9 protein-coding genes are annotated in these 12,574 nt (G+C 45.7%); 5 read left to right on the top strand and 4 right to left on the bottom strand.

Features of this window, described 5'->3' with window-relative positions:
• Positions 1 to 8: 8 nt before the first annotated feature.
• On the top strand, positions 9 to 1,097 hold the full coding sequence (locus tag JN178_RS15915) for a Gfo/Idh/MocA family protein (RefSeq protein ID WP_202262377.1): 1,089 nt from the start codon (positions 9 to 11) through the stop codon (positions 1,095 to 1,097).
• Between the two features lie 210 nt (positions 1,098 to 1,307).
• Positions 1,308 to 1,787, top strand: a complete 480-nt coding sequence (locus JN178_RS15910) for an RDD family protein (RefSeq protein ID WP_232369776.1) — start codon at positions 1,308 to 1,310, stop codon at positions 1,785 to 1,787.
• Positions 1,788 to 1,804: 17 nt separating this feature from the next.
• Here the strand turns inward: JN178_RS15910 and lptG are convergent, their stop codons facing one another.
• Both lptG and lptF read right to left on the bottom strand, forming a co-directional pair.
• Positions 1,805 to 2,866: an LPS export ABC transporter permease LptG gene (gene lptG / locus JN178_RS15905; protein WP_202262375.1), complete on the bottom strand. Its 1,062-nt coding sequence runs from the start codon at positions 2,864 to 2,866 to the stop codon at positions 1,805 to 1,807.
• Complete coding sequence (lptF, locus tag JN178_RS15900; RefSeq protein ID WP_159626496.1) at positions 2,867 to 3,979, bottom strand: LPS export ABC transporter permease LptF; 1,113 nt, start codon at positions 3,977 to 3,979, stop codon at positions 2,867 to 2,869.
• 263 nt (positions 3,980 to 4,242) lie between these two features.
• Here lptF and pepA point away from each other — a divergent pair, with 263 nt between their 5' ends.
• The 3 genes from pepA to JN178_RS15885 are packed head-to-tail and all read left to right on the top strand — an operon-like array spanning position 4,243 to position 8,987.
• Positions 4,243 to 5,748, top strand: coding sequence for a leucyl aminopeptidase (pepA, locus tag JN178_RS15895; protein ID WP_202266101.1), 1,506 nt, complete (start codon positions 4,243 to 4,245; stop codon positions 5,746 to 5,748).
• 6 nt (positions 5,749 to 5,754) lie between these two features.
• Positions 5,755 to 6,177: a DNA polymerase III subunit chi gene (locus JN178_RS15890; RefSeq protein WP_202262374.1), complete on the top strand. Its 423-nt coding sequence runs from the start codon at positions 5,755 to 5,757 to the stop codon at positions 6,175 to 6,177.
• A gap of 35 nt (positions 6,178 to 6,212) precedes the next feature.
• The gene (locus JN178_RS15885) at positions 6,213 to 8,987 is read left to right on the top strand and encodes a valine--tRNA ligase (RefSeq protein ID WP_202262373.1); all 2,775 of its coding nucleotides are present in this window, start codon (positions 6,213 to 6,215) and stop codon (positions 8,985 to 8,987) included.
• A gap of 81 nt (positions 8,988 to 9,068) precedes the next feature.
• Here JN178_RS15885 and JN178_RS15880 read toward each other — a convergent pair whose 3' ends face one another.
• Both JN178_RS15880 and JN178_RS15875 read right to left on the bottom strand, forming a co-directional pair.
• Positions 9,069 to 9,857 (bottom strand): substrate-binding periplasmic protein, encoded by a 789-nt coding sequence (locus JN178_RS15880; RefSeq protein ID WP_202262372.1) that lies wholly within the window; start codon positions 9,855 to 9,857, stop codon positions 9,069 to 9,071.
• 11 nt (positions 9,858 to 9,868) lie between these two features.
• Positions 9,869 to 12,559, bottom strand: coding sequence for a hybrid sensor histidine kinase/response regulator (locus JN178_RS15875; RefSeq protein ID WP_202262371.1), 2,691 nt, complete (start codon positions 12,557 to 12,559; stop codon positions 9,869 to 9,871).
• Positions 12,560 to 12,574: the final 15 nt, after the last annotated feature.

Raw genomic sequence — 12,574 nt, 5'->3', positions numbered from 1 at the left:
GAGCGCCTGTGCCTAGCATCACTCGCCGTCATTTTCTTCAATTAACTGGCTCAGGTTTGCTCATTGCGCACAGCCCTTATTTACTAGCTCAGCCCCCTAAAAATAAATTAGGCGTCGCTTTGCTTGGGCTGGGCAATTACAGCACAAATTTATTAGCGCCAGCGCTAAAGCATACCAAGTATTGTGAGCTGCGAGGCATCATTACAGGAAGCGAAGAAAAAATTCCTCAGTGGCAAAGAAAGCATGGTATCAAGGACAGCAATGTATACACGTATCGCACCATGGCTGAGATTGCGAACAATGATGACATCGACATTATTTATGTCGTTACCCCCACTGGTACACACAAAGATTTTGCAGTGCAAGCTGCAAATACCTCAAAGCACGTGTGGTGTGAAAAGCCCATGGCAATGGATAGCAAGGAGTGCCAAGCTATTATCGATGCCTGTAAAAGCAATAATGTAACCTTGTCTATTGGCTATCGCATGCAGCACGAACCAAATACACGCACTTTTCGTCAGTATCTAAAGACAAAGCCCTATGGAAATATAACGGCGGTATCGAGTTTTGCAGGCTACGCTGGGCAGGGTAGAGCAAAAGACAACTGGCGTATGAAAAAGCATATGGGAGGCGGTGCGCTTTATGACATGGGGGTTTATGCCATAAACAGTGCGCGCTTTTTGACTGGCCGAGAGCCAGTGGCGGTTACCGGCAATCACCCTCCACAACGCTTCCCTGAAAAATTTACTGAAGTTGATGAAACTACCTTGTTTACCATGGACTTTGGGGGCGGGTTGGTGGCTGATTGTGGTACGAGCGTAGTGAAAGGGTTTAACCACTTTAAAGCAGACTGTGAAGACGGTTGGTATCAACTTAAGCCCATGCAGAGCTATAGCGGTGTAACGGGCACAACGTCAGACGAGAAAGTACTCCCCCCTATTGACGGCATGCAGCAAACGCTTCAAATGGATAACGATGCCTTAGCTATACTAACCGGGCGACAGCCAATGGTAACTGGTAGTGAAGGGCTAGCTGATATCAAAATTGTAAATGCGATATTTGAGGCTGCGAAAACCGGTAGAACAGTAACTCTGTAAGCTTTTGCTGACGTATCGCTCATATTCATACTGTCTAAATGCTTAATCACCTGATTCACTTATGATTGCTTGTAGATTAACGCTAATGTGGCAAACTACGCGCCAATGAAGTTTTAAAACGGGTTATTCATGGCCAGAGACAGAAAAAAGAAAGCAGCACGTGCTGTTCAAGCCAATGACAACGAAGAGCAAACGCAAAATACTGAGCAAATGGAGCGGGCAGGGTTTGTGCGCCGCCTGTTGGCAATGATTTACGATACGCTAGTGGCAACTGCTGTGGGGATGTGCGCTGCCATGGTGATGATCGTAACGCTGGTGGTCATGCTGAAAAATGGTGCGCTTGACCTGCAAGGTTATGCTGAGCCCGCTGATCTTATTCAAGCGTCATTTGGCTATAAACTGCTTATTCAAACATGGGTAGGCGTGTGGATAGTTGGCTTTTTCTTGTGGTTCTGGCGCCGAGGCGGTCAAACCCTAGGCATGCGAGCATGGCGTTTGCGAATTTATAGCACGGTTGAAGAGCCAATGACGTGGCCGCGCTTGTTCATACGCTTAATAGCATCGTTGGGCGGTTTGGGTACATTGCTTGTTTTATTCGATTTTAAAAATAAACAATCATTGCAAGACCGCCTTGCGAAGACCGAGGTATTAAAGCTCACCAAAGAAGCCAACGACCACAAAAGCTGGTAAATAGCGTAAGGCGCGAATCAGCGCCTTAACATTATTCCTGCGATAGCAGCAAAAAGTAAGCTAGGGAGTAAGGCACCCAAGAAAGGCGGAAGTTGATACACCAAGCTTACCGGCCCAAATACTTCATTTAGAATAAAGAAACCAAAGCCTGTTAGTACGCCCATGATCACGCGTGCGCCCATAGTAACACTGCGCAATGGGCCAAAGATAAATGACAACGCCATTAACAGCATAACGCCAACCGATATGGGCTGAAAAATCTTTCGCCAGAGCGCTAATTCGTAACGAGCAGGGTCTTGCTGGTTATTCTCAAGATAATTTACGTAATCTAATAAGCCAGTTATCGACAATGCCTCTGGCTTAACTGCAACTATACCCAACTTATCTGGAGTGAGTGTGGAGTTCCAACGCATACTCTCGCTGGCCTCAAGCGTTACTTGAGTATCGCTGAATTGTGTTACCTCGACATCGCTTAGCCACCAACCATCGCCATCGAACTCACTGTTTTTGGCATAGGTAATACTTTGCAGTGATAAATCATCATTAAAATTAAAGATACTAATATCTTTTAACGAGTCTTGGCTAAGCACCTGACCTATGCTTACAAATCGCTCGCCATCCTTAGCCCACACTAATTTGTCAGATGAAAATAAACTACCGCCAGAAATGGCTTCGGTACGAATTTGTTTGGCTTTGGTTTCACTGTAAGGAGTAACCCATTCGCCCACAGCCATTACCAGTAATATCATGACCAATGTCGACTTCATGGCAGAATTAATGATATTCCAGCGGCTGAGTCCCGCCGCTTGCATCACTACTAGTTCGCTGTTGCTCGCCAGCACGCCCATACCAATCAGGCCGCCAAGCAAGGTTGCCATCGGGAAGAACTGTTCTAAGTCGCGTGGTAAACTCAGTAAAACATAGAGAAAAGCAACCATCATGTCATAGTCGCCTTCGCCTATTTTTCTTAGCTGCTCAACAAACTTAATCAGTGCACTTAAACCGATAAGGACACTTAGCGTGACCGTTATTGTGCCTAATAGTGTGCGCGCAATATAGAGATCGAGGATCTTAAACATTTACTTTTTCCCCAATATCCACGCACGAAATTGCGTGCCGGTTTTTCTATCTCGAGCAATCAAGGTAATACCAATTATTAGCATGATTGTGTGCACCCACCAAAGCCCCAATTGAGGTGGCATTTTGCCATCTTCGAGTACGCGTCTACTTGCAAGCAATAACAAGAAATACCCTAAATACAACAGTATTGCGGGGAACATTTTACCAAAGCGTCCCTGACGAGGATCTACCGCACTCAGCGGTACCGCGATTAGGACCAAAAATGGAATAGATAATGGAATGGCAATACGCCATTGAAGCTCAGCACGTGCCTCAATACTGTCATCTTCCCATAGTTCTGATGTGGGTAATACGCTCACTTTTTTACGGGTTTCATCAGCGGGTTTATCTGCAATCTGAATTTGGTATTCATCAAACTCAACTTTGCGATAAGCCTTTTCAGATTGATTGCCTTCATACTGCACACCTTGTTTAAGTACAAGGTTTCGCGTGCCGTCTGGGTTGTTGGCCACTTCGCCCGTTTGTGCATACACTACCCGCACTTCGCCATCATTACCTTCGGTCTGATTTTGCGACAAGAATACGCGAAGTAACTGGTCTTGGTTGTCACTATTGCTATCAACGTCGTGAACAAAAATAACGGCTTTTTCATTGCCAGTTTGCTGGAATCGTCCAGGCATAAGCGCAGAAATTCCTGCCTCACTGCGAGCTTTCTCGCGTAATTGGTATTCATTTTCCGCCGCCAGTGGTGCGAAATATAGCGTAATAGCCCCCGTGACTACCATTATCAGCACAGATAAAAACAACATAACCCGCGTGACGTACCATTCGCTGATACCACAGGCACGCATGACGGTCATTTCACTGTCTACATACAATCGGCCATGGGCCAACATAATGCCCAAGTACGCACTGATGGGTAACACGAGTGATGAGAGTATTGGGGCATATAAACCTAAAAAGCCTAAAACAAGGCCTGCAGGGATATCACCGTCAGAAGCGTCGCCTAAAACGCGCACAAACCTCAAGGTGACAAAAATTGCCATTAAGATGAAGAAAATCGCTAACTGAGATTTCAGCGTTTCCTTAAGTAAATAGCGGAATATCAGCATCTCAGTCCTTCCGGAAAATTAGGAATTTTAGTGAAAGAATGCACAATTTTGTTTAAACTTACCGTTTTTACAAGTTTTGCCTGCAATCATAAACCGTTTGCATGGTGTTTTGACGCAAAAATAGCCTATATTTCATAGGGCGTTTTGCGTGATTTGCAGCGTACTCAATAGTTATGCTGTGTATTAAAACATAAAGCAGCGCGAAACGTTACGTGATTTTAGTCATCGTGCAAACCATAAACGACGAAAAGCGAGGTGATATCGTGGAGTTTAGTGTAAAAAGTGGCAGTCCAGAAAAACAACGCAGTGCATGTATTGTTGTGGGTGTCTTTGAGCCGCGCCGCCTAACGGCAGTGGCTGAACAGCTAGACGAAATCAGTGAAGGTTACATCAGCAACTTGCTACGCCGCGGCGATTTAGAAGGCAAGGCTGGTCAAATGTTGCTTTTACACAATGTGCCAAATGTACTGAGCGAGCGAGTCCTTCTTGTCGGTTGTGGTAAAGAGCGTGAACTAGACGAGCGCCAGTACAAAAACATCATTGCCAAAACTATCCAAACGCTGAACGAAACGGGTTCAATGGAAGCAGTGTGCTTCTTAACTGAATTACACGTTAAAGGCCGCGACACGTATTGGAAAGTGCGCCAAGCAGTAGAAGCGACTGAAGATACGCTTTATACGTTTATGCAGCTTAAAACCAAAAAAGGCGAGCCTCGTCGTCCACTGCGTAAAATTGTATTTAATGTACCTACTCGCCGTGAACTAACGGTAGGAGAGCGCGCTGTTGAGCATGGTCTTGCAGTATCTCGCGGCGCCAAAGTAACCAAAGATGTGGCTAACATGCCGCCAAATATCTGTAATCCAGAATATCTGTGGCAACAAGCACAAGAATTAGCAAGCCAATACGATAGCGTTACTGCTGAAGTGGTTGATGAAACCCAAATGGCTGAGCTTGGCATGCAGGCCTATCTGGCGGTTGGTCGTGGCTCTGAGAATGAAAGCATGATGAGTATTATGCACCATCGTGGTGGCCCTGCTGACCAAGCGCCTATTGTGCTTGTAGGTAAAGGCCTGACGTTCGACTCAGGTGGTATTTCAATTAAGCCTGGCGAAGCCATGGATGAAATGAAATACGACATGGGAGGTGCAGCAGGAGTACTCGGTACCATGCATACCATTGCGGCGCTGAATTTGCCGATCAACGTTATTGGTGTACTTGCTGGCTGTGAAAACATGCCAGACGGCAAATCGTATCGTCCAGGCGATATTTTAACGACAATGTCTGGTCAAACGGTTGAAGTGTTAAACACGGATGCCGAAGGCCGTTTAGTGCTTTGTGATGCGCTAACTTACGTTGAGCGTTTTGAGCCAGAGTTGGTAATAGATGTAGCCACCCTTACGGGTGCGGCCATTATCGCGCTTGGTCACCATGCAACAGCGGTAATGAGCACACACAACCCGCTAGCACACGAGCTACTTAATGCATCTGAGCAAAGTTCAGATCGCGCGTGGCGTTTACCGCTATGGGACGACTATCAAGAGCAGCTTGAAAGTCCGTTTGCGGACATGACAAACCTAGGCGGTCGTCCTGCTGGTTCAATTACCGCTGGCTGTTTCTTGTCGCGTTTCACCAAGAAGTACAACTGGGCGCACCTTGATATTGCCGGTACAGCATGGCGCAGTGGTAAGAACAAAGGCGCAACGGGTCGTCCAGTGCCTATGCTGTCTCAGTTCTTAATGAACCGCGCAGACATCAAGTTAGAGGACTAATTATTCATGCCACAGGTTATTTTTTATCAACTTACCAGTAGCGACAACGGTGTGGCAGGCCGTGCCAGTGAAGTGATTGCATCGGCATACGCTAATAAACAAAAAATTAGCGTATTGTGCGACACTCAGGCGCAGGCTGAGCAGGTTGATGAATTGTTGTGGCAGCTACCGTCAGACCGTTTTGTTCCTCACAACCTTCACGGTGAAGGTCCACAAACGGGTACGCCGGTAGAAATTTGTTGGCAACCGCAACAGGTAGCCAGGCGACAAATGGTGGTAAACGTGGGCTCTGGCATGGTGCCCTCGCCCAACCAACATCGCCAAATTATTGATTTTGTACCCGTGGATGAAAACGCTAAGCAAGCGGCACGGGTAAGATATAAAAACTATCAGCAAGCTGGTTGCAATATGCAGTTTAAATCTGCATAAGTTTTTCGCATCTAGCTTCAATTTGAGAGTAAGTAATGGATAAAACCTTTGAACCGCAGTCCATCGAGCAGCAATGCTATAAGTCATGGGAAGATGCGGGTTTATTTAAAGCTTCAGGCAGTGGCGACCCATATTGTATTTTGCTTCCGCCACCCAACGTAACGGGTAGCCTTCATATGGGCCATGGTTTCCAACAAACCATTATGGATGCCCTTACTCGTTATCACCGCATGAAAGGTGACAACACGCTTTGGCAGGTGGGTACAGACCACGCGGGGATCGCAACACAAATGGTCGTTGAGCGTCAGCTTAACGCACAGGGCAAGACTCGTCACGATCTAGGTCGCGAAGACTTCATTAAAAAAGTGTGGGAATGGAAAGAGCACAGCGGCGGTACTATCACCGGCCAAATGCGTCGTTTGGGTACGTCACCTGACTGGTCGCGCGAAGTGTTTACCATGGACGAAGACCTGTCTAAAGCTGTGACAGAAGTATTCGTGAAATTGCACGAAGAAGGCCTTATTTATCGCGGTAAGCGATTGGTAAACTGGGACCCAGTGCTTCACACTGCGGTATCAGACCTAGAAGTACTGAACGAAGAAGAAGACGGCCACATGTGGCACATGCGCTATCCGCTAGCGGATGGCAGCGGTGAGCTAGTGGTAGCGACTACCCGCCCTGAGACTATGCTAGGTGATACAGCGGTTGCAGTGCACCCAGATGACGAGCGCTATCAAGACTTTATCGGTAAAGAAATTAAGCTGCCTATTACGGGCCGTTTAATTCCTGTGATTGCCGATGACTATGTCGATCAAGAATTTGGTACAGGCTGCGTTAAAATTACGCCAGCTCATGACTTCAACGACTACGACATGGGTAAGCGTCACAACCTACCTATGATCAACATTCTTACCGACGATGCAAAAATTAACGATGATGCGCCAGAAGCATACCGTGGTTTAGATCGCTTCGACGCGCGTAAGCAAATTGTTGCAGACTTAGAAGCACAAGGTTCACTGGTTAAGATTGAACCACATAAGCTAAAAGTGCCGCGCGGCGACAGAACCGGTGCCGTCATTGAGCCATACCTAACTGACCAATGGTATGTTGCCGTTGAGTCTCTTGCAAAGCCTGCTATTGAAGCAGTAGAAAGTGGCGAAATTCGCTTTGTGCCAGAGAACTGGAACAAAACGTATTACCAGTGGATGCACAATATTCAAGATTGGTGTATTTCACGTCAGCTGTGGTGGGGACACCGTATCCCTGCGTGGTACGACGAAAATGGTAATGTTTTTGTTGGCCGCACTGAAGAAGAAGTGCGTGAAAAGCATGAACTTGGTAGTGACGTTTCTCTTTCACAAGATGACGACGTTCTTGATACTTGGTTCTCAAGTGCACTTTGGCCATTCGCAACCATGGGCTGGCCAGAAGAAACGCCAGATCTTGAAACGTTTGTTCCGTCTTCAGTATTGGTAACTGGTTTTGACATCATCTTCTTCTGGGTTGCCAGAATGATCATGATGACCAAGAAGTTCACTGGCAAGATCCCGTTTAAAGATATTTATATTACCGGCCTTATCCGCGATGAGAACGGCGACAAAATGTCAAAGTCGAAGGGCAACGTGCTTGACCCAATCGATTTGATTGACGGGATTGATATTGAGTCGTTAGTGACTAAACGCACCGCGGGTATGATGCAGCCGCAGCTTGCTGAAAAAATTGCGAAGCGTACTCGCAAACAGTTCCCTGATGGTATTCAAGCTTACGGTACAGATGCATTACGCTTTACCTTTGCCGCTATGGCATCAACCAGTCGCGATATCAACTTTGATATGGCTCGTGTTGAAGGCTACCGTAACTTCTGTAACAAAATTTGGAACGCATCGCGTTTCGTATTGATGAACACAGAAGAGCACGATACCGGTCGTGACGGCGGCGAGATGGTGCTTAGTATGGCCGATCGCTGGATTTGGGCTAAGTTCCAACAAACGCTGGTTGAGTTTGAAAAGGCTCTTGAAGATTACCGCTTCGATATTGCTGCGCAAACCGTTTACGAGTTCACCTGGAACCAGTTCTGTGACTGGTATCTAGAGCTGACTAAACCTGTGCTTAACAATGACGCTAGCACCGAAGCTGAAAAGCGCGGTACGCGTCATACACTAATCAACGTGCTTGAAAGCCTGCTTCGATTATTGCACCCGCTTATGCCATTTATTACCGATACTATTTGGCAGCGCGTTGTTCCGCTAAGTGCGCTTAAAGTAGAAGAGGGCGCTAGCATTATGGTTCAGGCATTCCCTGAAGTTGATGCTGCGAAACAAGACGATAAAGTGCTTGCTGACATTGAGTGGGTGAAGAAGTTTATCGTAGGTATTCGTAATATCCGCGGTGAAATGGATATCTCTCCAAACAAACCACTTAATGCGCTACTTAAGAACGTAAGCGATGAAGATGCACGCCGTCTTGATGCGGCTAAAGCGTTCCTTGATAAGCTTTCTAAACTTGAAACCGTAACCGTATTGAAAGACGGTGAAGAAGCGCCAGCAAGTGCAACAGCGCTTGTGGGTGAGATGGAAATTCTTATCCCAATGGCGGGGCTTATCGACAAAGACGCAGAGCTTGCTCGTATTACCAAGGCCATGGAGAAAATCGAGAAAGACGTATCTCGCACTCGCGGTAAATTGGGTAACGAAAAGTTCGTAAGCAATGCACCAGAAGCCGTTATTGAAAAAGAGCGTGCTAAGTTAGAAGAGGGTGAAAAAGCCCTAGCTAAGCTTAAAGAGCAGTTTGAGACAATTCAGGCGCTGTAACGTTTGGCAACTGTGCTATTTGCTTGATTCAAGTAGCACAATGTTTCTTGCAAAAAGGGCTGTCTTATAGACAGCCCTTTTTTATTTCCAGTCATCAACACCGTACTTCTTTAAAATGGCGTCTAGTTCTCCACTGGCTCTTAAACGCTTAATCGTCGAATCCACGTTGTCTGCCAAAGCCGTTGAAGAGGGGGTCTCGGGAGAGAAAGCAACATACGCGTACATAGGGGCTGTGCAGCCTGCTTTTTTGATATTATCTAACCCCTTACTTGCAATAGAGTGTCTTACAACCAAGTTTGCCTCTATAAATGCATCTATTCTCCCCACTTCAAGAAGGCGAAATAAGGTTGCCAATGACGCTTTGTCTTCCCCTGACACCTTAACAATGTTGTTCAGTCGATTTTCAAGAATATAGTCGTCGATTTCACCATAGTGATAACCGTTGGTAACCCCCAAAATGCTTTTGTCTAAAGATGCAGGAGTGTCGTAATAAAAGCTACTGTCTGCTTTTGCAAAAAAGCAATTTTGCGCCATGGCAATGGGCTCAGCGGGGTAATGAAAATCGGGCGCATCGTCAATAAATGTAGCCACCATACCGTCGATACTTCCTGAGCGAGTAGCGCTAACTTGGCGCGCAAATGGCATTTCTATAAAAGTCAGTGACCAGTTGTGCTCATTAGCAACTGCTTGAAGAATTTCGATGCTTAGCCCAGGATTAATTTCAAGAACAGAGCCGCTCTGGGTATAGATAAAAGGGCGACCGTCACCGGTTCCTATGACAACGCGACGCTTTTCGTTGGCCGAAGCGGCAAAAGAAAAACACATTAGCGATATCAATAAAATAGACTTAAAACTAACTTGGCAATTCATAGACCCCCTTATTATGACGCTGAGCGTTTATCTAGGGCAGCAGATTTTAAATAATGCTTTAGTAATGCTACCAGAGACTTTTGTTTTATAGGTTTGGTCAGGTAGTCGTCCATACCAGCTTCTATTGCGCTCTGTTTATCTTCTTTCATTGCGTTAGCTGACAGGCCAATGATAGGGATATGTTTGTACCCTTTTTCTCTTAATGAGATGGTGGCTTCGTAACCGTCCATCACAGGCATTTGAACATCCATGAGAATAAGGTCGTACTCCGGGGAGTTTTCGACTTTTCGGACCGCCTGTTTACCGTCTTCAGCAATATCAAACGTAAGCCCCAGGTTAGTTAGCATTTCTCCTGTGACCAATTGGTTGATGTTGTTGTCTTCGACAAGTAAAACATGGCCTTCAAGACTAACTGCTTGGTTGTCATCCTCAAAATCCATCGCGGCCTCATCGTCATTGTTAATCATTTGATTAACGAAGCGCTCGAACTGTGCCGGTGTGAATGGGTGCATAATAAATGACCCTTTCCACAATGAGGCGTATTTTGACTGCAACGCACTGCCAGCACTTTCCATGATCAATCCAATGGATTTCCCTTGTTCCAGTAGCTGATTTAACCACGCAATATTGAGCCTGAATGCACTAAACTCTGGAATGTCGACGAGGATGTGAGAGGGTAATGATTCAGCCTGCTTAGCCTCTTCAACTGATATTATCGCGCTGCTATTTACATTAATTTGTTTGCAATAACTGCGGGGCAAAAGCTTGTCTTGGGTGATGTAAACGCAATCGCTTGGTAACTCGGGCACGCGTTCTAATACACCACTTTGATTCTTAAATGCTTTAAGTGGTAATGAAACCTCGAACATGCTGCCTTTGCCCAGTACAGAAGTGGCGTGCAGCTGGCCGTGCATAAGTTCAGTAAGTTGACTTACAATAGCTAAACCTAAACCCGTGCCCCCGTACTTCCGGTTGGTAGAGCCGTCGGCTTGTGTAAAAGGGTTAAAAATTCTGGCAAGCTGCGATTTACTCATTCCAATACCAGAATCAGTAATACGCATTGTCAGTGACAAGATGTTACCGCTCGCATTTAGTTCACCGTCAAACTCAATATCAATTCTTCCTTGTTCGGTGAATTTAACGGCATTATTACCAATATTCATAATGATTTGAGCAATACGTAACGGGTCGCCTATCACTTGGGGTGGAATTTTGGGGTTAACAGTAAAATGAACGGACAAGTTCTTTTCTTTCGCTCGAAGTGCGATTACAGCAATAAGATTGTCAAACAAAGAATGAAGAGAAAAGCTCACTTCTTCTATTTTTAGTTTGCCCGCCTCTATCTTCGAAAAGTCGAGAATGTCGTTAATAACACTCAACAATATTTGCCCTGAGTACGCGGCTTTATCAAGGTAGCCTTTAACTGTTGGGTTTAAATCCTGTTGTTGTGCTAGTTCTATCAAGCCTATGATCCCATTCATCGGCGTGCGAATTTCATGGCTCATATTGGCAAGAAAGATACTTTTAGAGGCCGTAGCTTGTTCAGCCTTAATTTTTGAGTCAGTTAGCGCTTTATTAAGATTCTCAAGCTGGGCATTCATATTTTGTGTGTCTTCCAGCAGCTTTTCCGTTTGGCGATTTTTATCACTGAACACCAACGCTGCCCTAGCCAGTTTCCCAATTTCATCTTTACGTGTGCTGCCGGGAATATGAGAGATTTGTATGCCGCGCGAAAGTTTGTTGAATACTTCGGTAATGGAGCGAATGGGACCCAAAATGCGAAGCGTAGAGAATAGTGCAGCAATCAATGCCAATAAAATGGCAAAAAGGGAAAATAGCTCACCATTTTGCTGCGTGTTTTTGGCAAGCGCATAAGTGCGTTTGGTTATAATTTCTGAGTCAGATGTTACTTTGCTTGCTAGCTCTCCACTTAAATACAAAAATTCGTTGGCAGACCCTGCCATTACGACATTGACTAAAAATAGATTGCCTTGGGTTATTTGAGTGAGCTTGAAAAAGTCGGCCTTTGCTTTTTCCGTCAGTCTAACAATGCGGCCTTGAACTGCTTCGTCGTTTGACAATGGTAAAGATTGAAAAGCATTAATGGCATCGTTAAAGTGCTTAGTATAGCTAATGTCAGGTTTAGACAAATACTTAAGCATGGCGTTTTCCGCACGCAAAAGTAGTGACAGCGCACTGTCAATCGACGCTTCGTTCAATGCACCTTTATCTAATGCATCTTGAAGTGTTCGCTCTAGCGTTGTGATATCAGACAGCGTGCCGTAGGCGACTAAATTATCGCGTTCTGAACGTGCATCAACCACTTGGTTAAAATTCTCTTGATACGCCGTAAGGTGCTCACGCATGCGCGTTAAAATGTAATCGTCAGCGGCCCGCACATCAGGTGAGTCGGCTTTGGCTAACTGGTCGAGCTTGGAGTTTATCGTCACCATCAATCTGCCAAAACGAGTGATGGCTGACTGGCTGGCATTTTCTTTAAAAATGAGCACATTGCGTTGTAAGTCTACGACATCGCGTTCAAGCTCTTTCACTAACCCCACATCTATAACTGCTTTGGCAGCCGCAGACACGCCACTATTGAGAATGGCTTGGTTTTCTCTGGCAATGAATCCCTGCGCCAGAATGAGTGCTACAAGAGCGACTAATACGGCAATCAGTTGTATTCGAATTGATGAAAGCATGATGGTAGTGAGGTC

Source organism: Alteromonas sp. KC3 (assembly GCF_016756315.1).
Taxonomy (GTDB): domain Bacteria; phylum Pseudomonadota; class Gammaproteobacteria; order Enterobacterales; family Alteromonadaceae; genus Alteromonas.
This window is presented reverse-complemented; position numbering and strand designations above follow the sequence as displayed.